At 58.6% G+C, this 22,447-nt stretch carries 22 protein-coding genes and 2 pseudogenes; 14 read left to right on the top strand and 10 right to left on the bottom strand.

Annotation, left to right across the window (positions count from 1 at the left end):
* Nucleotides 1-21: 21 nt before the first annotated feature.
* From ribH to PKKP23_RS18535, 3 genes are all read left to right on the top strand, one after another.
* Nucleotides 22-537, top strand: a complete 516-nt coding sequence (gene ribH, locus PKKP23_RS18545) for a 6,7-dimethyl-8-ribityllumazine synthase (protein ID WP_017774467.1) — start codon at nucleotides 22-24, stop codon at nucleotides 535-537.
* Nucleotides 534-968 (top strand): transcription antitermination factor NusB, encoded by a 435-nt coding sequence (gene nusB, locus PKKP23_RS18540; RefSeq protein WP_017774466.1) that lies wholly within the window; start codon nucleotides 534-536, stop codon nucleotides 966-968. Before ribH ends, nusB begins: the two co-directional genes overlap by 4 nt.
* 88 nt (nucleotides 969-1,056) lie before the next feature.
* On the top strand, nucleotides 1,057-2,259 hold the full coding sequence (locus PKKP23_RS18535) for a pyridoxal phosphate-dependent aminotransferase (RefSeq protein WP_126877958.1): 1,203 nt from the start codon (nucleotides 1,057-1,059) through the stop codon (nucleotides 2,257-2,259).
* Nucleotides 2,260-2,433: 174 nt separating this feature from the next.
* Here the strand turns inward: PKKP23_RS18535 and PKKP23_RS18530 are convergent, their stop codons facing one another.
* Complete coding sequence (locus PKKP23_RS18530) at nucleotides 2,434-3,624, bottom strand: lytic transglycosylase domain-containing protein (RefSeq protein ID WP_017774464.1); 1,191 nt, start codon at nucleotides 3,622-3,624, stop codon at nucleotides 2,434-2,436.
* A 596-nt stretch (nucleotides 3,625-4,220) separates the two neighbouring features.
* Here PKKP23_RS18530 and PKKP23_RS18525 point away from each other — a divergent pair.
* Together PKKP23_RS18525 and PKKP23_RS18520 are read left to right on the top strand one after the other, a co-directional pair.
* A complete protein-coding gene (locus PKKP23_RS18525; RefSeq protein WP_126877957.1) occupies nucleotides 4,221-5,801 on the top strand; it encodes a UbiD family decarboxylase in 1,581 nt (526 codons plus the stop codon).
* Between the two features lie 115 nt (nucleotides 5,802-5,916).
* Complete coding sequence (locus PKKP23_RS18520) at nucleotides 5,917-6,600, top strand: LysE family translocator (RefSeq protein ID WP_126877956.1); 684 nt, start codon at nucleotides 5,917-5,919, stop codon at nucleotides 6,598-6,600.
* Between the two features lie 113 nt (nucleotides 6,601-6,713).
* Here the strand turns inward: PKKP23_RS18520 and PKKP23_RS18515 are convergent, their stop codons facing one another.
* On the bottom strand, nucleotides 6,714-7,061 hold the full coding sequence (locus tag PKKP23_RS18515) for a hypothetical protein (RefSeq protein WP_233411300.1): 348 nt from the start codon (nucleotides 7,059-7,061) through the stop codon (nucleotides 6,714-6,716).
* Nucleotides 7,062-7,479: 418 nt separating this feature from the next.
* The gene (locus PKKP23_RS34160) at nucleotides 7,480-7,641 is read right to left on the bottom strand and encodes a hypothetical protein (protein ID WP_168724576.1); all 162 of its coding nucleotides are present in this window, start codon (nucleotides 7,639-7,641) and stop codon (nucleotides 7,480-7,482) included.
* A gap of 308 nt (nucleotides 7,642-7,949) precedes the next feature.
* Between PKKP23_RS34160 and PKKP23_RS18510 the strand changes: the two genes are divergently transcribed.
* The 4 genes from PKKP23_RS18510 (at nucleotide 7,950) to PKKP23_RS18495 (ending at nucleotide 12,231) form a co-directional block, all read left to right on the top strand.
* Entirely contained in the window at nucleotides 7,950-8,885 is a 936-nt protein-coding gene (locus tag PKKP23_RS18510) for a Rossmann-like and DUF2520 domain-containing protein (RefSeq protein WP_126877955.1), read from the top strand.
* Nucleotides 8,886-9,051: 166 nt separating this feature from the next.
* Complete coding sequence (locus PKKP23_RS18505) at nucleotides 9,052-9,615, top strand: YggT family protein (RefSeq protein ID WP_017774458.1); 564 nt, start codon at nucleotides 9,052-9,054, stop codon at nucleotides 9,613-9,615.
* 432 nt (nucleotides 9,616-10,047) lie between these two features.
* On the top strand, nucleotides 10,048-10,875 hold the full coding sequence (locus tag PKKP23_RS18500) for a restriction endonuclease (RefSeq protein WP_126877954.1): 828 nt from the start codon (nucleotides 10,048-10,050) through the stop codon (nucleotides 10,873-10,875).
* Between the two features lie 147 nt (nucleotides 10,876-11,022).
* Nucleotides 11,023-12,231, top strand: a complete 1,209-nt coding sequence (locus PKKP23_RS18495) for an HNH endonuclease (protein ID WP_126877953.1) — start codon at nucleotides 11,023-11,025, stop codon at nucleotides 12,229-12,231.
* A gap of 80 nt (nucleotides 12,232-12,311) precedes the next feature.
* On the opposite strand, the pseudogene PKKP23_RS18490 reads toward PKKP23_RS18495, so the two are convergent.
* The 3 genes and pseudogenes from PKKP23_RS18490 to PKKP23_RS18480 form a co-directional block, all read right to left on the bottom strand.
* Nucleotides 12,312-12,633: pseudogene (locus PKKP23_RS18490) on the bottom strand (hypothetical protein).
* A gap of 166 nt (nucleotides 12,634-12,799) precedes the next feature.
* On the bottom strand, nucleotides 12,800-13,579 hold the full coding sequence (locus PKKP23_RS18485) for a hypothetical protein (RefSeq protein WP_176049076.1): 780 nt from the start codon (nucleotides 13,577-13,579) through the stop codon (nucleotides 12,800-12,802).
* A 96-nt stretch (nucleotides 13,580-13,675) separates the two neighbouring features.
* The gene (locus tag PKKP23_RS18480) at nucleotides 13,676-13,945 is read right to left on the bottom strand and encodes a hypothetical protein (protein WP_240659057.1); all 270 of its coding nucleotides are present in this window, start codon (nucleotides 13,943-13,945) and stop codon (nucleotides 13,676-13,678) included.
* A 36-nt stretch (nucleotides 13,946-13,981) separates the two neighbouring features.
* On the opposite strand from PKKP23_RS18480, the gene PKKP23_RS18475 reads away from it, so the two are divergent.
* Nucleotides 13,982-14,695: a hypothetical protein gene (locus PKKP23_RS18475; RefSeq protein WP_126877952.1), complete on the top strand. Its 714-nt coding sequence runs from the start codon at nucleotides 13,982-13,984 to the stop codon at nucleotides 14,693-14,695.
* A gap of 14 nt (nucleotides 14,696-14,709) precedes the next feature.
* Here PKKP23_RS18475 and PKKP23_RS18470 read toward each other — a convergent pair whose 3' ends face one another.
* The 3 genes from PKKP23_RS18470 to PKKP23_RS18460 all read right to left on the bottom strand — a co-directional run bounded on the left by PKKP23_RS18470 (nucleotide 14,710) and on the right by PKKP23_RS18460 (nucleotide 18,921).
* Complete coding sequence (locus tag PKKP23_RS18470; protein ID WP_126877951.1) at nucleotides 14,710-16,176, bottom strand: hypothetical protein; 1,467 nt, start codon at nucleotides 16,174-16,176, stop codon at nucleotides 14,710-14,712.
* 492 nt (nucleotides 16,177-16,668) lie between these two features.
* Nucleotides 16,669-17,655: a toll/interleukin-1 receptor domain-containing protein gene (locus PKKP23_RS18465; RefSeq protein WP_126877950.1), complete on the bottom strand. Its 987-nt coding sequence runs from the start codon at nucleotides 17,653-17,655 to the stop codon at nucleotides 16,669-16,671.
* A 69-nt stretch (nucleotides 17,656-17,724) separates the two neighbouring features.
* On the bottom strand, nucleotides 17,725-18,921 hold the full coding sequence (locus tag PKKP23_RS18460) for a reverse transcriptase domain-containing protein (protein ID WP_126877949.1): 1,197 nt from the start codon (nucleotides 18,919-18,921) through the stop codon (nucleotides 17,725-17,727).
* 691 nt (nucleotides 18,922-19,612) lie between these two features.
* Here PKKP23_RS18460 and PKKP23_RS18455 point away from each other — a divergent pair.
* Together PKKP23_RS18455 and PKKP23_RS18450 are read left to right on the top strand one after the other, a co-directional pair.
* Complete coding sequence (locus PKKP23_RS18455) at nucleotides 19,613-19,825, top strand: hypothetical protein (protein WP_126877948.1); 213 nt, start codon at nucleotides 19,613-19,615, stop codon at nucleotides 19,823-19,825.
* 31 nt (nucleotides 19,826-19,856) lie between these two features.
* Nucleotides 19,857-20,453, top strand: coding sequence for a hypothetical protein (locus PKKP23_RS18450; protein WP_009689783.1), 597 nt, complete (start codon nucleotides 19,857-19,859; stop codon nucleotides 20,451-20,453).
* Nucleotides 20,454-20,504: 51 nt separating this feature from the next.
* On the opposite strand, the pseudogene PKKP23_RS34155 reads toward PKKP23_RS18450, so the two are convergent.
* A pseudogene (locus PKKP23_RS34155) lies at nucleotides 20,505-20,711 on the bottom strand (hypothetical protein); the annotation flags it as partial.
* A gap of 316 nt (nucleotides 20,712-21,027) precedes the next feature.
* On the opposite strand from PKKP23_RS34155, the gene PKKP23_RS34325 reads away from it, so the two are divergent.
* A complete protein-coding gene (locus PKKP23_RS34325; protein WP_176049074.1) occupies nucleotides 21,028-21,399 on the top strand; it encodes a hypothetical protein in 372 nt (123 codons plus the stop codon).
* 33 nt (nucleotides 21,400-21,432) lie between these two features.
* The gene (locus PKKP23_RS18440; RefSeq protein WP_126877946.1) at nucleotides 21,433-22,416 is read left to right on the top strand and encodes a hypothetical protein; all 984 of its coding nucleotides are present in this window, start codon (nucleotides 21,433-21,435) and stop codon (nucleotides 22,414-22,416) included.
* The last annotated feature ends 31 nt before the right edge of the window (nucleotides 22,417-22,447 follow it).

Below are 22,447 nucleotides of genomic sequence, written 5' to 3'. Positions count from 1 at the left end.
ACCCGACACTACGGACCTCATATGGAAATCGGACAATACCAACCGAATCTCGACGGCGACGGCCTGCGCGTCGGCATCGTGCAGTCGCGCTTCAACGAGCCGGTCTGCAACGGCCTTGCTGACGCGTGCATCGAAGAACTCGAACGCCTCGGCGTGGCCGGCGAAGACGTGCTGCTCGTCACCGTGCCCGGCGCGCTGGAAATTCCGCTCGCACTGCAAAAGCTCGCCGAAAGCGGCCAGTTCGACGCGCTCGTCGCGCTTGGCGCCGTGATTCGCGGCGAGACCTATCACTTCGAGCTCGTCTCGAACGAAAGCGGCGCCGGCATCACGCGCGTCGCGCTCGACTTCGGCATTCCGGTTGCCAACGGCGTGCTCACCACCGACACCGACGAGCAGGCCGTGGCCCGCATGACGGAAAAGGGCCGTGACGCCGCGCGCGTGGCCATCGAGATGGCCAACCTGGCGGTCGCGCTGGAGCAACTCGACGGCGACGACGAAGAAGACGAAGACGAGGAAGACGAAGAGGAACGGGCATGAAGAGCGCACGCCGACGCTCCCGCGAACTGGCCACGCAGGGGCTGTATCAGTGGCTGCTTTCGGGCGTGCCCGCCGGCGAAATCGATGCACAGTTGCGCGGTTCGCAGGGTTACGACAAAGCCGATCACGAACACCTCGAAGCAATCCTGCACGGGGTGATCCGCGAGTCGGACACGCTTTCCGCCGACATCACGCCCTGTCTCGATCGTCCGATCGAACAACTCTCGCCGGTCGAACGCGCCGTGCTGCTCGTCGCCACGTATGAGCTCAAGCACCACATCGACGTTCCGTATCGCGTTGTGATCAACGAAGCCGTGGAACTCGCCAAGACGTTCGGCGGCTCGGATGGCTACAAATACGTAAACGGCGTGCTCGACAAGCTCTCGGCGCAACTGCGGCCCGACGAATCGCAGGCCGCGCGCCGCCGCTAAGCTCTGACGTTAAGCCCCGTCGTTACGCCTCAAGCCCGGGCCGCTGAAGTCCGAGTCGCCGGGCACCTGCAGGAACTGGAAACACCGTATGAACTCCGTAGCCGAACCGCTGCTGCGGCTTGCCGCCCGCGTCGACGCCATCCAGCCGTTCTATGTGATGGAACTGGCCAAGGAGGCGGCGCTGCTCGAGCAGGCCGGGCGCGACATCATCCACATGGGCATCGGCGAACCCGACTTCACGGCGCCCGAGCCTGTCGTCGAAGCCGCCGCGGCCGCGCTGCGGCGCGGCGTGACGCAGTACACGAGCGCACTCGGTATCGCCGCGCTGCGTGAAGCGATTGCCGGCCACTACGAGCAGGCTTTCGGCGTCAGCGTGGACCCGGCGCGCATCGTCGTGACAGCGGGTGCGTCGGCGGCGCTGCTGCTCGCCTGTGCGGCACTGGTCGATCGCGACGACGAAGTGCTGATGCCCGACCCGTGCTACCCCTGCAACCGGCACTTCGTGGCCGCGGCGGAAGGCAAGCCGGTGCTGGTGCCGAGTGGTCCGGCCGAACGCTTCCAGTTGACGGCAAACGACGTCGAGCGCCTGTGGACCTCGCGCACGCGCGGCGTGCTGCTGGCGTCGCCGTCGAACCCGACGGGCACCTCCATCGAGCCGGCCGAGCTCGATCGCATCGTCAAGGCGGTGCGGGCGCGCGGGGGCTTCACGATCGTCGACGAGATCTACCAGGGCCTCAGCTATGGCGCGCGGCCGGTCTCGGCGCTGACGTTCGGCGACGACGTCATCACGGTCAACAGTTTCTCGAAGTACTTCAACATGACCGGCTGGCGACTTGGCTGGCTCGTGGTGCCGCCCACGCTCGTGAGCGCCTTTGAGAAACTTGCGCAGAACCTGTTCATCTGCGCCTCGGCGCTCGCACAGCATGCGGCACTCGCCTGCTTCGAGCCCGACACGCTCGCTATCTATGAAGCCCGGCGGCTCGAATTCCAGGCACGGCGCGACTACATCGTGCCGGCCCTGGCGTCGCTCGGGTTCTCGGTGCCGGTGATGCCCGACGGGGCGTTTTATGTCTACGCCGACTGCACGGACGTGCCTCATCCCGCAGCCGGCGACAGTGACGCACTGACGAAAGCAATGCTCCATGACGCCGGCGTCGTACTCGTGCCGGGCATGGACTTCGGCACGAACGAGCCGCGCCGCTACATTCGCCTCTCCTACGCGACGGCGCAGGCGAAGCTCGAGGAAGCGGTACAGCGGTTGCGGGTACTGTTCGAGCGCACGGGGCGCTGAGCGTCCCATCGAAGACAAAGCGAGCGGCACCCCAAACGCCGCGTCAACGAAAAAGGGCACCGCGAGGTGCCCTTTCTGTTTTTCGCCTGTTTCCGTCAGCCTTGCCCATCCGGCCAACGACAGTCCCGCCTTCTTCGCTTCGCCTGAGTCGGCTTGCGCGCTCCAGCGAACGCGTCAGGCGCCCATCTCAGACGACGGATGTTTCTGCGCGCTCGTGCTGGCGTCGTCTTGAGCCGGCACGTGCGCCGTTGCCGCAGCAGCCTTGTCCGAGAGCGGATGCGCGCCATCGAGCGTTACCTGCACGCGCTTGGCCGAGGCGACCGTGGTCTGCGACTGCTGCGCCGGAGCGGCCGCCGTCGTGGGCGCCTGGGGCGCGTTGATCGGCACCTTCACGCCGCGCGCCACGTCGCGCAGACGGCTGCGCTCCGCGATCACCTTCGCGCCGTAGCCGCCGTCGTCCTGCGTCGATGACCCGACGTACAGCCGCAGGCCGCCCGCGAGCGAGCCGCCGCGTGCAATGCAGTCCTTGAGAACCAGCGCGCCGACCTTGATGTTCGCGAGCGGGTCGAGCGCGGCACTCTTGCCGCCGAAATACTGGAACTTGTCGGAATGGACTTTCGACATGACCTGCATGAGGCCCTGCGCCCCGACGCCGCTCTCGGCATACGGGTTGAAGCCGGATTCGATCGCCATCACGGCCAGCAGCAGGAGCGGATCGAGACCGACTTCACGACCAGTGTCGAATGCCGCCTTCACCAGTTCGCCAACGGGCTCCTGGGCCACGCGATAGCGGCGCGACAGATACGTCGCGACGAGCGCCTGCTCCCGCACGGAAACGAGCACGCGGTTATCCCGCGCATCCGCGGCCACGCGTTGCGACGGGATCATCCGGGCGAGTTCGCCGACGCTCGGCAACGAACGCGGATCGAGGCCGTTCAACGTGACGGACGCAAACGGCGAGGACGTGGCTGCGGCGCTGTTGCTGTCGCCCGCAACGCCCGACATCGATACGGGCGCCACGCCGCCTGCCACGACCGCGGAATTGCTTGCCGTGGAGGCCAGCGAGTCGTCCGACACACCGCTACGAGCGCCCGGCGGCGCAAACGACGGCAGCGGATTGCCTTGCAACAGCCGCGCCGGTCCAGCCTGGACGGCCGCCGACACGAACGGCATGACGCGGGCCGCGAATGTACCGCGCCAGCTGGGCATCAGCCAGAGCGCGAGCGCGAACAGGACGGCCATGCCGCCTACCACGCTGAAGAGATGGTGACTCAAACGCGTCCCACGGCGCAGAACGGCACGCAAACCTTGCGTGATGCGTTCAGCGAACCGTTCGTCGGGACGCCACGTTAACCAGGTGTTCATTCCGGATCTCCCATGTTGCATGACCCGGTGAACGTGTCGGCAAGCCGACGTACGGCCATTCGAAGGGTCAAAGACGCCACGCGCTCTGGTTGGTGCGGTAGCGTCGGGAAACGGCAGGTGCGCCGTACGGGGAGTCATCCACAAAAGTCGGGCGGCATGTGTCGAAGACATGCGCGCAGTGACTCCCACGCGAAAAGCCGGCGTCACGTGGCGCCGGCGAGGACAACAAATCTAGACCGTTCAGTAGCCGTGCAGGGGTCGGCAAACGGTGACGCGTTGCGTCTGAAGGACCGGGGGCGATGGTAAAGAATTCAAGCCCTGCAACCAATGTCGAGCGATTCTAGCAGGGTTTTATAGATCGTCAACACTATAGCCCGTCACAACTATAACTAAATGTAATAATGAACGCTGTTCAGCGCGTGGAGAACCGCTCACTGAGCGCGTTTCCGGCCCATCGCGATTTCCGCCACCAACGTGCGGCGGGTAACGCAGGTAAAATCGACAACCGTTTTGGACGCCGGGAACGCACCCTGTCGTCCGTCTGTTTCGCTCACCTCTTCGGCCTCGCCGCACTCGCGCGGCCTTGACCCATCCGAATGAAATACAAAGACCTGCGCGACTTCATCAGCCGCCTCGATACGCTCGGCGAACTACGCCGCATCGCCCAGCCCGTGTCGCCCGTGCTGGAAATGACCGAGCTATGCGATCGTGTGCTTCGGGCCGGCGGCCCCGCGCTGCTGTTCGAGCATCGCGGTCAGCATGGGTTCCCGGTGCTCGGCAACCTGTTCGGCACGCCGCGGCGCGTGGCGCTCGGCATGGGCGTCGACGCGTCGGAGTCCGATGGCGAAGGTGCCGCGCTGGAGTCGCTGCGCGACGTGGGCCGGTTGCTCTCGACCCTCAAGGAACCCGAACCGCCGCGCGGCTTCAAGGACGCGGGCAAGCTCTTCACGCTCGCCAAGGCCGTGTGGGACATGGCGCCGAAGACAGTTGGCTCGCCGCCCTGCCAGGAAATCGTCTGGGAAGGCGCGGACGTCGACCTCGGAAGGTTACCTATCCAGACCTGCTGGCCCGGCGACGCAGGGCCGCTCGTCACGTGGGGGCTCACCGTCACGCGTGGGCCGAACAAGGTGCGGCAAAATCTGGGCATCTACCGGCAGCAGTTAATCGGACGCAACAAGCTCATCATGCGATGGCTCGCGCACCGCGGCGGCGCGCTGGACTTTCGTGAGTTCGCGCTGCGCAACCCGGGCAAGCCATATCCCGTCGCGGTCGTACTCGGCGCAGACCCGGCCACCATCCTGGGCGCGGTGACGCCCGTGCCGGACACGCTCTCCGAGTACCAGTTCGCGGGACTGCTGCGCGGTGCCCGTACCGAACTTGCGTCGTGCCTCACGCCGGGCGTCGATACGCTGCAGGTGCCGGCACGCGCCGAGATCGTGCTCGAAGGCTTCATCTACCCGCAAGATCCGCACGTGACTCCCGAGACACCGCACGGTGCGCCGCCGCGTCCGTCGAAAGGCGCCGCTGCCGCGTATGAATACGCACTGGAAGGCCCCTACGGCGACCACACCGGCTACTACAACGAACAGGAGTGGTTCCCGGTGTTCACCGTGGAGCGCATTACGATGCGCCGCGACGCGATCTATCACTCCACCTACACAGGCAAGCCGCCCGACGAACCGGCCGTGCTGGGCGTCGCGCTCAACGAAGTCTTCGTGCCGCTGCTGCAGAAGCAGTTCCCCGAGATCACCGACTTCTACCTGCCGCCCGAAGGCTGCAGCTACCGCATGGCTATCGTGCAGATGAAGAAGAGCTACCCGGGCCATGCCAAGCGGGTGATGTTCGGCGTCTGGAGCTTCTTGCGGCAGTTCATGTATACGAAGTTCATCGTCGTGGTGGACGAAGACGTGAACATCCGCGACTGGAAGGAAGTGATCTGGGCCATCACGACGCGCATCGACCCCGCGCGCGACACGGTGCTCGTGGAGAACACGCCCATCGACTATCTCGACTTCGCGTCGCCCGTGGCGGGCCTCGGTTCGAAGATGGGCCTCGACGCCACGAACAAATGGCCCGGCGAAACCAACCGGGAATGGGGTCGCCCGATCGTGATGGAGAGCGCGGTCAAGGCGCGCATCGATCGCCTGTGGGACGAACTCGGACTCGGAGGCGGCTAAAAAAGCGACGGTCGCGTGACGGCGGCACAGTCACGTGCAGACCGCTTTCGCGACTGGCCGCGCATTCCTGTACGCGAGTCGTCACAACAAATCAGAAACTGGAGTTTGTTCGCGCATGCCCGCCCTCTCGATGTTCTCGGACGGTTTCTTTCTCTCGCTGTCGCTGTGCCTCGACATTGGACTCGTCAACGTAGCGATGATCTCGCTCACGTTGACACACGGCTTCAAGCCGGGATTCTGGCTAGGCCTCGGCTCCTGCCTGGGTGATCTGATCTACGCCGCGCTTGCGCTCGCGGGCATGGCCGCGCTTCTGCAGTTCGCGCCGGTACGGTGGGTGGTCTGGATAGGCGGCGGCGCCATTCTGCTGTTCCTCACATGGAAGATGGCGCGAGAGGCCGTCAACCCCGCCGTGGCGCCCGCGGTGGCCGGCGAAGCAGATGCCAGTACCCCGCACCTCAGCCCCTCGCGCGGCTTCACGCGCGGGGCATTGCTCGCCCTCTCGTCGCCGACTGCGATTCTGTGGTTCGCCGCGGTGGGCGGCGCGCTCATCGCAAAGTCCGGCGCAACGAACGCCAGCGGCGCCGCGGTGTTTCTCAGCGGCTTTTTCCTGGGCGGCCTCGCCTGGACGCTGTTTCTCTGCAGCCTCGCGAGCCACGGCCGCAAACGGGCGGGGCCCGGGTTGCTGCGCGCATGCCACGTTCTTTCCGCGCTGCTCTTTGCGTACTTCTCGTGGAGCGTGATCGTGAACGGATATCACGACCTCATCGTGCAGCACGCGCAGAACAACGGCGTGCTGTAAACGCAGAACGGCGCAACGGGGCGGGAAGCCTCACGTTGCGCCATTCGTATCAGAGCGTCATCGATACGGTTACAAGAGACCGCATCGACCGCCGGCCGGCATCTGGCCGAAGCTCACCGCCTCCAGTGGCCGTGTCCCCAGTAGCCGCCGTGATGCCAATACGGCCGGCCCCAGTAACCGCCGACCACCACGCCCGGCGGCGGACCGTAGTAGTAAGCCGGAGCCGGCGCGTAGACGACTGGCGGCGGAGGCGGTGCGTAATAAACAGGCGGGGGCGCGGCGTAGACAGGATAGGCAGGGGCCAGCGGCACCCCAATGCCGACGCCGATCGACACATGGGCCTCGGCCGCACCCGCAAGCCCCAAACCGAGCGCGGCGGCAACGACAAACGAAACGGTCTTCTTCACTTCTCTTCTCCTTGCGGCACGGCACCCTGCCGGCCCGCATGACGGTACGGTCATGCGTTCAATGTAACGAAAACGCCGTTATGCCGCCGACGCCATTTGTTGCAAATTGCAAGGTCCGTGAACGCGTCGGCGAGCAGGGGGAACGGCCGCTTCATGTTGGATTCGCGCGGCCCATGTGAATTCAAGATAAATCAAGACATTTGCCGTGCCGTATCGATAGTCAAAGGCGTTCTTACCGGCTCGCCGACGGCGGCCCACGCCGGACCGGTAATGTTTAATTACAAATTCGGGGGTGGTGGTGTTGTGATCCGGCAGCACGGGTCATGCCGTTGTGTTGGACTTGCGCGCCGCTGCGGAACGAAAGAAGAGCCGGCAGCAGCATCAAATCGCCTGACGGAAAAACAAAACGCCCGGCACGTGGCCGGGCGCTCGGGGTCTGTTCATAAGCTATTCGCCGGCTGGGCCCGCGGCGCTATCCGACTTTGACGTAGGTGAATTCGCGGCTCACGCTGGGCGGCACGTAGGCACCGCCGATCTGCACGCGTGGCGTCAGACGTTTTCTCTGGTCCCACCACCGACGGCGCTGCGAGTGGGTCAGGAACCGCAGGTGTTTCCGGTAAGAAAAGATGCTCATGGTGAACGCTCCCGAAACGAACTGCCGGATAGAAGCAACACGACGACCAACCACAACGGAAAGCCGGAGCCGAGCGGAAATTGTGCGCAGTTTCCGTTGCGTCAAGGGCATGGCCCGTACATGAGCCGTGGCATCCGCCATACTCGGCCAGTACTGTTCTGAGGAAAGCGCCCGTCGCAACGTAGCGGCCATCACGCCACAGCGTGTTGACCGACGACGCCCGCCCAAACCAGCCGTCCGCCGCGGTTATCGCCCTTTTGATGGGCGATACTCCACCCTTCCGTATTCATTTCGTCGGAGCAGAAACCATGTCTCTGTCCCCACTACCGCGCATCGGCTTCATCGGTGCGGGCCGCATCGCGTTCTGTCTCGCGCACGGCTTCTCGCGCGCCGGGTATCCGGTGGCGGCCATCGCGAGTCGCACGCCGGAATCGGCTCGTGCGCTCGCCAGTCAGATCGGGCAATGTGTCGCGTACGACGACCCGCAAGAGGTTGTCGACGCAGCCGATATCGTCTTTCTAACCGTCCCGGACGATGCCATCGGTTCGACAGCGAACAGTCTTCGCTTCGACCCTTTGTCCGCGCGCACTGGCGCCTGGGCCCTCGTGCATTGCAGCGGCGCGTCGCCGGTGGAATTGCTTTCAGCCGCTCGCGACCAGGGCGCTGCAACCGGTGGTTTTCACCCACTCTACCTGTTCGCCGGAAATCTCGCAGACCTGGCGCGCATCGCCGGCTGCTCTGTCACCATCGAGGCGGATGGTCGTCTCAAGGACGCCCTCACGGACCTCGCCCGCGCGCTCGGCTGCCATCCGCTCTCGATCCCGCCGGGCGGCCGCATGCTGTACCACGCCGCCGCGCACTATGCGGCGAGCTTCGCACTGTGCAGCCTCGCGGAGTGCGTCGCCCTGTGGCGCAAGCTCGGTTTCGACGAAAACGATGCGCTGCGCGCCGTCTTGCCCATGCTCTCCGGCACGATCGAAACCGCTCGCGACAAAGGGCTCGTCAATGCGCTTGCCGGCCCGGTGTCGCGCGGCGATGCGGGCGTCGTGGAAAAGCAGCTCGCGCTGCTCGAATCGCTGGGCGGCGACCATGCGCCGCTCTACGCGCTCATGACACGACGTGCCATCCAGCTCGCACGCAGGCGCAAGGCACCGCCCGCGACAATCGATACGATGGCGAGCGCCGTCGAGGCGTCGCTCGTGCGCACGCTTGGCCGCATTCCGGCGGATGCAAGCGGCGAGTAAGCCGTGATAATGTGACGACCGGCGCGGCGCCATCCATTTGCCGCGCGAAGGCGGCGCGGGGCGCATGCCTTCGGGGCGCTCACGCGAGGCTGCGCCCCACGCGGAACACCATTCGACAACAAGGCCGGCGCATCCATCGATGCGCCCTGAAAGAAAAGGACACGCGATGTTCGGCGATATCGCCCGCTTTCTGCTCAATACCGTTTTCACGCTGTTCGGCGCCGCCTTGCTGCTGCGCGCCTGGCTGCAGTTCGTGCGCATGCCGCCGTACAACCCCGTCTCCAGCGCCGTGCTGCAGGTCACCAACTGGCTCGTGCTGCCGTTGCGGCGCGTGATTCCGGGTGCGCGCGGTATCGACTGGGCAAGCGTGGTCGCCGCGCTGATCGCGGCACTCGTCTATGTCGTGCTAATGGTGCTGATTGCCGGCGTCGAACCGCTCGGCCTGCTGCCCATGCTGCTCCTCGTTGCCGTGCTCACGGTGGTCAAATGGGCGCTGAACCTGCTCATCTGGCTGACGATCCTGATGGCGCTGCTCTCGTGGCTCAATCCGCGCTCGCCGGCCATGCCGATTCTCTATCAGCTCACCGCACCGTTCCTCAATCCGTTGCGCCGCGTCGTGCCGCAGGTAGGCGGAGTCGATCTGTCGCCGATCCTGCTCTTCGTGATCGTGCAGGTGCTCCTGATGGTCGTGACGAGACTGGCGGTGTCGCTCACGTTGTTCGGCATTTGAATGCAGTAAAGCTCGCGTGCCGCGCCTGCGGCGCGCGAGATTGCGGAATTCGGGCAAAACCGCGTAGAATTGCGTGCTCCGCGGGCGTCGTATAATGGCTATTACCCCAGCTTCCCAAGCCCCAGCGCGTTACTCAAAACCACTATTCACGCGCGTTCTTACGTCACGTTTTCTCGCTGCTCCACGCAAAACCACTGTTCGCGCAGGTTCCACCGCGATGCCAGTTTTGACGCCAGCGCCAATCTTGAGAAGCTGACGATATAGCTTCCGGCTCTAAAGTTCCTCTGCATGAAATCCGTTATCTGGATAAGCGAGGTGTCTGAAACATTCGACCGAGATACCTCCTCCGCTCCGCCACCCCGCCTCGGCCCTTGACTAGGCAAAGTAACACGTGGTGGGCATTCACCATGGCTATCGTAGAGACAGAGAATCATGAAGCCCGGGTCATCACTTGAAAATGATGTGCAGCAGATCTACAGCTCCCTTCTTAATATGCGGGACGAAGGCGTCGTAGTTGGAAAGAGGGTCATCGTCAACGGTAAGTCTGGAGTGCAGCATGAAATCGACGTGTACTACGAATTCACCAAGGCGGGCATCCGTCATAGAGTAGCCATTGAATGCAAAGACTGGGCTACCCCCGTCGCGAAAGGACAGATTCAGGAATTCGAATCAAAGCTACGAGACATTGGGACCATTATCGGCGTTATCGTATCGAGAAACGGATATCAAAGCGGAGCAGTCGATTTTGCAAAATTCAACGACATCATTCCGCTGAAATTTGAAGATCTTCCGTCTTTCAGAACCATTCTTGCTGAACGACTTAAAGCTGTGGCACTCCCTGATGACAGCTATATCGGGGAGCCGTTTTGGATTATCATGGAGATTCGAGATGGAGAAATCACTGGATCTCATTACGCAACACGTCAATTTGGATCAAGCAAGGCACTCATTCCACTAATGTTCTCTCGCCAGCACGCGGAGCAATTCTTCGAAAATGCCGGACTAGAAAAATCAAAATGGGCGATCCGAGGTCTACCTCGCTTTGCTTTTCGCGCATTTCTTCTAACACTCGAACTTTATGAAAAGAGAATGAATGGCGGAGCGGTAATCTGCTTTCGCCCTCCCGGCTCAGAGCTGGATGCACCATTCATTGGAATTCAAGCATCCCAATCAGACCTAATTCGAGAATATTATGGAGAGCCCATACCTTCTATCGAGGACTCAGTAAACAGCCGAACAAAAAATAATCTAAAACTGTGAAATGCATCCCTGTCGATGCAGGGATTCTAATTTTCCCGAACCCCACTCCAAAGGAGATTACACAGATCGAGCCCTGCTACTGCCCCCGCTGTCGCTCTTGGTAGCATATACAATCGACTTTCCACATTGCCAAAATGTTAGCCCACCATGCCAGCATCCAATGACAGTGTTGTTACAGGTGATTTCCCAGCGAAGAATTGTCTTTATTGCGGGAAAGACAAGCCCATAGCCGAGTTTTCCCTGGAGCATATCTTTCCGGACAGCCTTGGTGGATCGCTGTGCAGCGACCTTTTCAAGACTCGGCGAGTGTGCCAACGATGCAATAACCTGTCTGGCCTCTTCATCGATGGCCCGTTCATTAAAAGTTGGTTCCGCAACAATCATGACGCGGTTGCGTCTCGCGATTACCTCACGCTAGATTCCCAAGATAGCACGCTGCCGCTAATCTACATGGGCGAAATACGAGCAATCTCGACGACAGATGAAGTGTGTGAATCCTGGCTCGGTCCATGCGGGGAGCACGTCTATCACTTCCACCAGCGCGACGACGAGCGCTTCGCCACCTACTTGGGCGGCGATCCGATCGCGCGACAAAAGGACACCGGACGCGCCTACCTGGCACTCACCGTTACTCATCCGTGGTGGATTAGTCTTGCACTGCGCTCTTTCAAAGCGCATTTCCGTCGTGCCAGAAGATATGCTTTGAATTTCAGCATCACTGATGACCCGAAAGATAGCCCATTCGTCCGTGCACCCGACGCACAGGCGCAGATTGATATCGATAAAATTCAATCTCTCGGCAACGGTCCACGCGACGTCAACATGAGCATCGGCGTCAATCCTGAAGCTCGGTTCATGGCAAAGGTCGCTCGCGCGGTAGGCTACAATCTCTTCGGGGATCAATTTCTCACCACCCCGTATGCAGCCCACCTGAAAGATGCCATGTGGGAGCAGGATCTCGAACGGGCGAACGCTATCCCTATATATGGGACAGGCTTTTTTGGGGTCCCCGCCGACAGCGCCGGGAACCTGCTTTCATGGCGTGGCGCGTATACCATCGCCATCATGCCGAGCAAGGACAAGCTTGGGTTGCATCTCTTCACGCCGGCGGGAAGAAGCGCGCATATTGCGGTGTCAGATGATCCCGGCCTTTGGCGAGAGACAACCACGTTGCATGCGGGTCAAGTCTACGTCGTCGCCCCTCAGGCCAAGAAATTCGTCGGCCCTATCCCCCTATTGGAATACGCCGCGCACCTTACCGGATCGTGGAAACAGCCTGCCCTTCTTGAACTTGAAGCATGCAGGCTCGACCCGTCATTGCTTCCACCACGCGATCAAGCTGGGCAACCTTCCTGACCAGAGCGAAACGTGCGACTCGAAAAAAGGAAAGGCACTGTGAATGTGCCTTTCGTCGCATCGTTTAGTCATCCATCGTATTACTTTTTGCCCATCGGCTCGTGCTTGTCCTTGATCATCTGGTAGTACGTGCTCGCGCCGGCCTTCGTCAGCTTCACCTCGGCGATGAACTTCTCGATGATGTCTTTCCGCGTCACGTCCTTGACGGTCCGCATCCGCTTGTAGATTTCCGTCGCCAGTTCCCTTCGTCGGCGCAGCCGGCGTCGCCTGTGCCGCCTTCGCTGCGGTATCGTTCCCCGTTACGTTTGCCGCCGACGCACCAGCGCCCGTCTTCGAATCGCTGGCAACCGGCTTGCCCACTTTCTCGTCCTTACTCGTTGCACCTTGCTTCTGATCGACCATGATCGCACTCCGTTCGTTGAAAGTGCGCCCAGGGTCCAGCAGATCAACCTTCAGGGCAACAGCAGGCGAGCACCCGCTGCCGACACGACGGCGACCATCCGCAAATCCGGCGAGGAACAATGACAGTTTTCACATCACTCTTCCCAATCTTCCCCTAGACTTCCTATCAGCCATCAAATTGCATTGCGCTACTTTGCCGAATGGCCTCTGCTAAGTCGGGCCTATGAACACGCAGGATCGAATTGAACGCATCTTGCGCGTAGGGTGCGACCCAGTGCTCGCAGCCTTCCGGGAGAGCGAAGCCGCACTCCATATAATCCGTGTAGTCGCTCGACACCAAGTAGTGCTCGTTCACCGAAACTACATAGGAGAAGTGGAGAACGAAAATCACAATCGCATCCAGTCGAATCTGTTCGATAGCGGCACCCCGGCTGCGGATATACACTTCTCGATTGTTCAGCATGATGTTTTCGAAGAAGTTGTAGTGAGTGTTATCGTTGCATCGACCTCGGGTCTTCTTGTATGTATCGTCCGCGTGCAAGAGACTGTTGATCGTACAAAGCTTTTCGCTGGACCGTATATAACTCGACATCACGCGATACTCGGGCAACTTCACTCGACCATGTAGCCAGCCATTGATCTGCTCGGCCAGCAGCGTCTCCGCCGTGAAATCCCATTTCTCGTAGTGCTCCCGAAGGTATAAATTTGAGTAAACGTTTATCACCGCAGAGTCGTAGCATTTTCTCAGCCGCGCATATGCATCGTTAATTCGACCGTCCCGGAGGATCATACTAATAGATGCGATCGTGCCCACGATCGCAGAGTAGACGTAGGTGTCGATATTGCAGATGGCAGTTGTTCCTACTGACACAAATTGGAAGACGCCATCGGCCACCTTTACTCGCGAAGCCAAGGAATACGCAAACGCGATCACGTCGAAGATCATTCTCTTGGATCGCGAGTTGCTCGTTCAACTCATGGTAGATCATGATGTCGAGGTTTCAACCGCGAGCAGCTATCAGATCAAGAAGATAGATTCAGACTACTTTGACGGCGACGCGCTTTGACTGTAGGCAACCCACGCCGACTCGATCAACGTCGCAGGGACATCGCCCGTCTCGTAACCCGGCACGTCTTCGAGCAGGGCCAACAGATGATTCGTGAAGATGGCTCGCGAGAAATCATTGCCAAACGCGTCTTGAATAGATTCCACCAACCCTTGAATCTGGTCGATGGTCAGCGGAGAAAAATCGTCGTAGTGTCGGATGTCGTCGATGCGTCGACTATCCCGGCAGTCCTGCGGTCGACGCAACGAAGTAGAATCCTCCTCTTTGCAAAGAGGTTGCCTATGAATCTCACGCCGGAACTACACCGTATTTGGGTCTCAAATTTTTTCAAAGGAAAAATCGAAGAATTCGGATTCCATTTGCGATGGATCGTAAGGTGTTGCGACGAGTCCATTGAGACCTTACGCATGGGACTAAATCAGCCCGAAAGCGCGCATGCCGAAGTCCCTTTCGCTTTTTCTTCTTTTAGCAACGCCGTCCAAACTTTGAAAGATGCTGGCTCCACTTTTCTGGACCCGAAGATCACATGGACAGACATCGGTCAGTTGAGGCACGGCGAATTCATGAGAATGAGCAGGAATGCGGCAACTCATGACGGCAATCCGATGATTTCCGTTTGGGCGGATGGTCATTTCTACGTCCCGGCCGAAATCCGCAGGTTTGACAACAGAGGGGCACTCATTCAAATACCTGCGCCCGAACAAGATGTCCGCACCTTCTGCCTCGAATTTGCTCTCGATTTCAGCGAGTATTTGTCATCGAAACTGGGTCCATTCGAGCACGTCGAAGGACCTAAACTCGATCTTTCGCACGTCGAGAAGGGTTTGCAGTCGCCATTCGTTCCGGATTTTGCTCGGAAACTACTGAAAGAAAACAGAAGCCATATCGAGCAGGCTCTTCAAGAAGCGAAGGTTTATCCGGCCAAGGAGGCGATCGGGGCTCTCAATGAAATGCGGTCATTCTGTATCGCTCAACTGGAGACAAGCCCAAGCTGAGCCAAGGCCTGCACTTAAACAACTGAGGAGTCTCGCCGGGATGTACCAATCTGATCAAACAGGTCCGCAGATCGCTGGACAGGATTAGAAAGCTCATCATACAGCGTATCGGGCTGAATCTTGAAGCGCAATCCATCCGCAAGACGAGTCAACGCAGAAAGACCAACGATAGCTAATCCGAATCGCTCTGCCTCTTCGATAAACGGCACGATCTCTGCATCTCCGTGCTTTGTGATGAGGACTCCGTTCACCCGAACATTTCCGAGTCGCTGCACGGCAAAGCTGTCCTTTATACGTAGCACGCGCTGGTGTAGCTTCGAAAGCTTCTCGGAGGAGTTGGTGACGGCTGCCGCGCACTCGATCACTGCCACCCGTCGAGTCGGAGTCTCACAATAAATATCCGGCGCTTCCTGCAAGTGGGACACCTCACCGAGATACATGCAGTCGAACCCGAGTTCTTCCAGTACGAGTGCCAAGACTCGTTCGAACGGGTGACCACGCGAATCGCGCGACAATAGTTCTTCGCGTAGCTTTGCGAGGTTCTTATCGAATTGGGCAAGGAATGCCGCGCGCTGACTGGGCAATCGCATGGGATCACCGACCCACCATCGTGAAATATGATGTCCAGCGTAGCTGAGAAAGACTTGGCAGACTGGCGCATCGCCAACATCTTGCTCAACTCGCGCAGCAATTAGGCCGTCATCCTGATCGGTCCAGCCAAGCGTTGCCCCACCTACCGACAATCGCGTAGCTTTCTGTGTATCCGACGTATATTTCACACCAACCTTGAGCAGGGAAGGATCAACACGAGGGCTAGCAACGATCTTGGCTGAAAGTTTGCCGTCGCCGATGAACGAATCCCCCAAGACAGTCTCCGCCGGTCTTTCGAGCAAGATCTCTATGGCTGCATCCGTACGTTGCATGACTGCGATGGGCAAGAGATGCTCATTCAACAAGTCAGCCATGCCGTCGTACGGAGCGTCGAGAGATCGCACCCGATGCTCAAAATCTCTGAGCAGCCGCTGGTCCAGATTTGGCGACCGGCCGGCTGACAGCATCAGCGCTGGCGATCTTGCCTGACTGGGTTGAACTTGAGGATGGCTGTCCGCAAAAAACGTTGCCCCCAAGGAATTCCCTTCAGTCTGCGGCAGCGTGTAGAACTCGCCGTCGATCTCGATCTGCCCTGTACGGAGGATTCGATCAAGGTCGAAACTCGCGTTCGCCAAATCAATCGGCACTCGCCCTACTACAATCCCGTCCAGCTCTACGACAGAAGGTTCGAGCAAAGACGGGCGGACTGTCTCGTAGACGTATCGAACTATCGCCCAATGAAGCCACTTTGCGCCTGCGTCTTCAATGGCCAAGTACGACACGATGGCATGCTGCGCGGCACTCGCCCAATGCTCTGCGAGAGCCCGAAATCGATCGATTTCGGCTTGTGCATGGCCCGATATTTGGAATGGAACGCTAGCCAGCGCCATCGCTCACTACCCGTAGCCGTAGATCGCGTGATCATACGCCGAAACCTGGAGCTGGCCCCTTCAACACGGGCGACAAGTCATCTTACGAACGATGCCATTGCTCCACCATCAACCCACGCCGGTTTCGCTGCCAGCGTCCAAACCCCGCCACTGCCCAAACCTCAAAAATCCCTGTAGAATCACCGGCTCCGCGGGCGTCGTATAATGGCTATTACCCCAGCTTCCCAAGCCCCAGCGCGTTAATTAAAATCACTAACAACGCGCGTTCTCACGTCATAATTTCTCCCAGCCTCACGATGAACCGCTGTTCATGCGGGATTCACTGCGATGCCAGTTTTCACGCCAGCACCGACATCAAGAAGCTGACGATATAGCCTCGCGTTTTAAAGCACGGAGACTGTTTCATTCCCCTTGCAATTCGAGACGCACTCTCGGCAACGAGCGTTTCGAGCAGGGAGGAAATTACGGTTAAGAACTCGATTCTAAAAACCGTTAAGCCTGGTCTTCGTCATCGACTGTCACCTCTGCGCCACCACGCGAATAGATCGAGATGACATGTTCCGGCAAAAACACGACTCGATCGCCAACCGCCAGGTGCTCCTGCTCGTCGGCGCAAGCGGGAATATTGTTTAGCTCTCCAATATAGTAGGGACCAGATCGCTCGTGTACGATGACCCACATCCGCTCGCTAGAGCAATCACCGAGTTCGGGATCGTCTGGCACCTGTATATCGAACATAAGCTTGACGATGTCGCCACTTACGAGTCCACGACGCTCTTGCTCATCCGGAATCTCAAACGTTTCGGGCCATCGGCGGTGACTAGCAACGCCACTTCGCAGGCGCCAACCATCTATATCAAGTTCAGCAAGATGGATTTCCTCACCTTCTTGTTGTTCTTGCTCAATTGTGATCGGTTCTTGATCAACTGCGAAGATCGGAGGTTCGCCAAGGTCAGGCGGACAATACATCGGCGCTTTGAAAATCGCTCTTAGCAGCGACTCCATTGAAAAATCCGAATTAGCGTCGGAGCGCATATCAATGGCGTAATTTCCGTGGAATGCAGCAGGTATCGAGCACTCAGGACCCGCAGCGAAATCGCCATCACGAACGATTGGAATAAAGTGCTCCCTAGCCTTCCCCGAGACAATATTTCCAGTAATGATTTGCTGTTCATAGCCTACACCGCCAACTCGCGCCAGAGATTTCCGCGCGTACTCCTTGGTGCAGACTACGAGGGTGAAATCGCATCCAGAAACTTCCGCCTCCATAAACTGAGTGAGGCTTTGTCCTGGAACAATATGCCATTGATCCAATCTCGCGTGAACACCATTTTTTGTGAGACGCTCGGCCAAGGCGCGGACCCAAGCCTTGTGGTCCTCGCTGTCCCAAGAATAGGAAATGAATACTCTGGGAGGAATGCTCTCTGCCATCATCAGGTCCAGTGATTTGATTTCCAATGAAGACGAACGCACTGCCATTTTCACATGCAGCAGCCACTGTTCACCTCAAGATCGAATACTTATTGCCATACTCTTCAACGAACTACGTCAATTCAATCCCAAGAAGTTGCGGGCCACAGGCGACAACTTGGCGAGATCGATCCCGAGGCCTTCGCTATAGATTCTTCGAAGTAGCCGCTGCTCCAACTTCCCCAACTCGCGACCCAGATCTTCTACGTTGTGACACATGTCATAGGCTGCCAAATACCCGTTTCGCCTCAACATGAGTACATTACCCAGTTTTGGCAGAGCTATCCGTCGCGCCACGAGTTCCTGGACTGAGCCGAGCTTAAGCAGGTCATCACGAATGACATCGATTTGTTCCTGCGTCAACTCAAGCCGGTAGCTGGACTGGTGGCGAACCAAGCTCACACCAAGAAATTCGGCAGCCTGCTCGGGTTCGTATATCACTGACTTCGAGCCGGGCTCAACCGGTGGCACCATCAACCCAATCGGGGCGAGATGGCGCGCGCAGAATTCAGCCACATCCTCACACTCACCACGAGACGAGGCAAAGAAAATCAGGTCGTCCGCATACCTGACCGCACGAAGACTCTGCTGCTCAATCACGCGATCAAAACCGGCCAGCATGATATTGGAAAAGAATGGGGATAGCGGCATTCCCTGTCGCACGCCTCGCCCGGCTTTGATGCCGAGTCGATTGATCCTCTTCGCAACGCTCCCCTTCGTCGCGGAAATCTCGCAACCAATTGCCTGCATCAGCAGCGGATGGAGGGAGCGCTCACGGATGACAGCCTTCAGCGCTCGCTCAAGATGCAACCGATCAATGGAATCAAAAAAAGACGCGATATCTGTCTTGTAGACCCATCCATATTTCGCTCGAATCTCACAAGCGTCGTGAACAGCCTTCTTCACCCCACGATCCTTCACGAAGCCATAGCTGATCTTGTTAGCAAGCCGATCTGCGTAGCGATCCGAAAGAAAATTCAAAAGTGCTCTCTGCACAATGCGATCTTGGACCGTCGGAACGCAGATCAACCGATCCTTTCCTGAAGACTTCGGAATGAGGTGTGGTCGAAGATCGGAAAACTGGAACGCTTTGCGGTGCAAATCGCGAGCCAATCGATTGAGACGAGCCTTTTCGTCAGCACGAAAGTCGTTGATGGAGATGTCATCGACGCCCGTAGTATTGCGGGATCGAGGTGAAGATTTCTTAAATAGAATGCCCCACGCCGCGCGTAGGGCATCAAGTGACAGGGCAGTATGGTATGCGTTTCTAGCCATATCTCAGGTGCTTCGCTGGCGTTGAACATCCTCCCTAGACCAGCGGCTGAAAGCCCCTTCGGCATCCTCGTTGCGGACCGCATCTTGCGATTCGGACCCGCCCCTGATTCCGCCGGTCACGCACACGCGATCGCTCGCATGGGCGCAGGTTGCCGATTGGTAACGTGCAGCGCAACCCGCAGAGATGCCCGTGGGCGCAGCACTTCGACCGAAGCGGCGGCGTAGATGCAAATGCTTCTCATTCTCACCTCCATTACGCTGGTTTTGATCCCGGTGATGCAAGCGATGGCGGCCACGGCCGCGCAGACCAGCTTCCGGCCGGCGCAACGAGGGCGATGCTTCGAAGACATGCGCCGCGACGTTGCCGGCGCGCCCGCCTCCCTGCCTGGGGGATGCCCCACACGTTTGTTAATCGCCTTCCCAACAGTTCTAGGGACAGAAAGCGACCCGGTCGCCCCTTCGGCATCCTCGTTGCGGACCGCATCTTGCGATTCGGACCCGCCCCTGATTCCGCCGGTCACGCACACGCGATCGCTCGCATGGGCGCCAAAGGGCCGATTGGTAACGTGCAGCGCAACCCGCAGAGATGCCCGTGGGCGCTACCGAACCGGTGTATTTTGCCTGATGAGTCAATCGGTAACAACTCCCCACCCGCGACTCGCTCACGCACTTATTACTTGAATGTGACGATATGCCCGACTATCTTTGTACGACCATTGTTAAGTGTGCGGAGGCTGCGGTGGCAGAAAAGCAAAAACCAACAAAGAATCTCGCAAGCAACGCCGCTCGCGCCCTGAAAACCGGTACTGCCAGCAAGAAAACCGTGAAGAGCATGGCAGCCCGGATCCTTGCCGACGAGAAGAACGATCCCGAACCGCACAAGCGCGGGCCGAAAGGCAAATAGGGGTCTACGGCTCTCATAAGGGCGAAAGCAGATGGCCGTCATTTCACTTACCGATTTCGTGGACATCGTCTCGAAGTCTGGAACGCCAAAAGCAACCAAGGTCGCGAGCGTCAAGGAACGCCCCGACTATGAGCCAGCACTCGATTTTTATCGTACGTTGCGTGAGGGAATCATTCACCTTCACCAGAGCAGCAAACCGAAAAGCGAATTGGATCGCATCCTCGACAAGCTTAGTGATCCTAAGAAAATTAAGAACTACCCTGCGCTACTCGAAGGCTACAGAAAGTGGTGGGGAAAGAAAAGCCTTGTTTGGTTCTCGCCACCAAGAGCGAGCTATGAGCATGCCGGCATTCAAATCAATATCAATCCAGAGCTCGGCATGTCGGTTGACAGCATCCGTCATGTCATCAAACTGTATTTCAAGGCCGATGCACTGACGAAACCGCGCGCCGACCTGATAACTTATCTCATGGAAACTGAGCTCCGAAAACTGGCAGCACCAACCGATGTGATGACAGTGCTAGACATCAGGAAAGCGAAGGCATTCACCTACGGCGCGAGTTCAGCAACAACTCAGCGAATGATCAATGCTGAGCTGGCGTACATAGCGAGTCTTTGGGGCAATTGAGGGAGACAGATAAATTCGAATGTCTGCCTCCACCGCAACAGGCATCAAAATCTACTTCTTGCCCACCGGCTCGTGCTTGTCCTTGATTAGTTGGTAGTAGGTGCTCGCGCCGGCCTTCGTCAGCTTCACCTCAGCGCTGAGCTTCTCGATGATATCTTTTCGGGTCACATCCTTGACGGTCCGCATCCGCTTGCAGTTTTCGGTCGCCAGTTCCATCTTCGTCGGCACGTCCGCCGTCGCCCGTGCCGCCTTCACTGAGCGAATCGACCGATATGATACCAACCCGCTCCGTCGTCGCGGACCACGGCTTCCCTTCGAACAATCTCTCGAATTCCATGTCCGCAATCGCAGCGCGCGATTACGCGACGCGTGCGAGAATCGGACGTGCGGCAGTTATAGTGTTCACTTCACCCTCGCCCATGCCTCCTCTGCCCCTTCCCGCATTGCCAAAATTCAAGTTTTTCGTCGATAGACCGTATACACAGCTTTAACTCGCGAAAGACAAGTATGCGAGATCGAATCGTTGCAGCAGTTGACGCAACCGATAAGGTAGGCGGATCCGTCGGACTCGTCGTTGTCGCCCTCACCCTATGGGCGACCGCAGGTTATTTTGCCCATCGCCCCAACGCAACGACCGATCTGGATCGATTCTGCGCGGTTTTTTTTGACGGCCTACCCATTGGCAGCGGGAACGATCCTAAAAAACCTTTGGCTTTGGTTCCGACACGGCGAAACCCCGGGGCGCGTCAAGATCACCATTTCCGATCTGATCACGTGGGGATTTGTTGGGCTTTTGATTTGTATTGCGGGAGGCGTTTCCTGGTACGTGGGTTGGAATGGCAAGACGAGCACATACTACGGACTTGGGGTGTTTTTCTCCACCTCTCTCTACGACTGGAGCATCGGCCGTTATCTGAAGAAGGGACGCCGAAGCACCAAGCCTTGACATACGGGAGCCGAGGCGCCAGCCAAGATACCTATGAAAAAATCACCTATAAACGATACTCCGGATATCGGCCCGTTCGAGCACGCCCCTTTCTGGCAGGGGTTCCCACTCACTTGGCATATCAAGAATAATGCCGTGTTTGTGATCGAGTGCCTTCCAGAGAGTGAATGGGCACCCGACAGAAATATCGGCCACCGGCTGAAGGATCTGCGGAACCAGGGAATTGGCAGAAATCGGCATCTGGTGCATTTAAGAGTTCGTAACACCGGAGACGTTCGCAGCGTCCTAGAAGGGATCGCAGCATGTGCGCGTCAGATCGAGTTAAACCCCATCCTGCACTTTAACGCTCACGGCGACAAGACGCGTGGGCTGGAAGTTGGGCCGAATCGCGAATTGGTAAGTTGGGATCTGCTGCGCAATCTACTACGGCGCATCAACGTTGCCTGTCGCGGCAACCTAGGCGTAGTGATGGCGACATGCTACGGATTTCGGCTAGTTCAGGACATCAAAATCCGACTGCCCGCGCCATTCAACTTCCTCGTAGGTAGCGTCGAAAAACCAACCGAAGGATATCTGGATAAACAAATGCCGCAGTTTTACCAAATGTTCTTCGAGACCGGTGATTTGGCGGCAGCATTGAACCATCTCGCGGACGCGCGAGTGGGCAACTCGTCGACACCATTGTTCCTTTTTTTTCAAGCTGAGAACCAGCTCGTCGAAAGCTTCCTACAATGGTACGAGGCTGAATGTAGCTCGGCAGGCCGGGACGCGCGCACAAATGAACTGCTTACGCGAGTGAAGTGGGCGCGCGGCCCCTACCGGAGGGGGGAAATTGCAGAAGTACGGCACATAGCCAAGCGGATTACTAGCGTGGAGCACAGCATCAGGACGTACGAACGCTATTCATCGGATTTTTTGGCGGGCCGCACCCGGTCATTCGCCTTCGAGGATGTGATCGCTTGGTCGCACAGGCTTAAAACGTCCCAAAAACGCGTGCGCAATCCACAATCCAAATGAACGGAAAGGCTCGCAAGGAGCCTTCCGCTGC

This window comes from Paraburkholderia kururiensis JCM 10599 = LMG 19447 (assembly GCF_003986935.1).
Lineage (GTDB): Bacteria > Pseudomonadota > Gammaproteobacteria > Burkholderiales > Burkholderiaceae > Paraburkholderia > Paraburkholderia kururiensis.
This window is presented reverse-complemented; position numbering and strand designations above follow the sequence as displayed.

Coding starts and splice junctions, on each gene's coding strand:
- ribH (WP_017774467.1), top strand. CDS start 22: ATGGAAATCGGACAATACCAACCGAATCTCGACGGCGACGGCCTGCGC.
- nusB (WP_017774466.1), top strand. CDS start 534: ATGAAGAGCGCACGCCGACGCTCCCGCGAACTGGCCACGCAGGGGCTG.
- PKKP23_RS18535 (WP_126877958.1), top strand. CDS start 1,057: ATGAACTCCGTAGCCGAACCGCTGCTGCGGCTTGCCGCCCGCGTCGAC.
- PKKP23_RS18530 (WP_017774464.1), bottom strand. CDS start 3,624: ATGAACACCTGGTTAACGTGGCGTCCCGACGAACGGTTCGCTGAACGC.
- PKKP23_RS18525 (WP_126877957.1), top strand. CDS start 4,221: ATGAAATACAAAGACCTGCGCGACTTCATCAGCCGCCTCGATACGCTC.
- PKKP23_RS18520 (WP_126877956.1), top strand. CDS start 5,917: ATGCCCGCCCTCTCGATGTTCTCGGACGGTTTCTTTCTCTCGCTGTCG.
- PKKP23_RS18515 (WP_233411300.1), bottom strand. CDS start 7,061: ATGACCGTACCGTCATGCGGGCCGGCAGGGTGCCGTGCCGCAAGGAGA.
- PKKP23_RS34160 (WP_168724576.1), bottom strand. CDS start 7,641: ATGAGCATCTTTTCTTACCGGAAACACCTGCGGTTCCTGACCCACTCG.
- PKKP23_RS18510 (WP_126877955.1), top strand. CDS start 7,950: ATGTCTCTGTCCCCACTACCGCGCATCGGCTTCATCGGTGCGGGCCGC.
- PKKP23_RS18505 (WP_017774458.1), top strand. CDS start 9,052: ATGTTCGGCGATATCGCCCGCTTTCTGCTCAATACCGTTTTCACGCTG.
- PKKP23_RS18500 (WP_126877954.1), top strand. CDS start 10,048: ATGAAGCCCGGGTCATCACTTGAAAATGATGTGCAGCAGATCTACAGC.
- PKKP23_RS18495 (WP_126877953.1), top strand. CDS start 11,023: ATGCCAGCATCCAATGACAGTGTTGTTACAGGTGATTTCCCAGCGAAG.
- PKKP23_RS18485 (WP_176049076.1), bottom strand. CDS start 13,579: ATGATCTTCGACGTGATCGCGTTTGCGTATTCCTTGGCTTCGCGAGTA.
- PKKP23_RS18475 (WP_126877952.1), top strand. CDS start 13,982: ATGAATCTCACGCCGGAACTACACCGTATTTGGGTCTCAAATTTTTTC.
- PKKP23_RS18470 (WP_126877951.1), bottom strand. CDS start 16,176: ATGGCGCTGGCTAGCGTTCCATTCCAAATATCGGGCCATGCACAAGCC.
- PKKP23_RS18465 (WP_126877950.1), bottom strand. CDS start 17,655: ATGGCAGTGCGTTCGTCTTCATTGGAAATCAAATCACTGGACCTGATG.
- PKKP23_RS18460 (WP_126877949.1), bottom strand. CDS start 18,921: ATGGCTAGAAACGCATACCATACTGCCCTGTCACTTGATGCCCTACGC.
- PKKP23_RS18455 (WP_126877948.1), top strand. CDS start 19,613: ATGCCCGACTATCTTTGTACGACCATTGTTAAGTGTGCGGAGGCTGCG.
- PKKP23_RS18450 (WP_009689783.1), top strand. CDS start 19,857: ATGGCCGTCATTTCACTTACCGATTTCGTGGACATCGTCTCGAAGTCT.
- PKKP23_RS18440 (WP_126877946.1), top strand. CDS start 21,433: ATGAAAAAATCACCTATAAACGATACTCCGGATATCGGCCCGTTCGAG.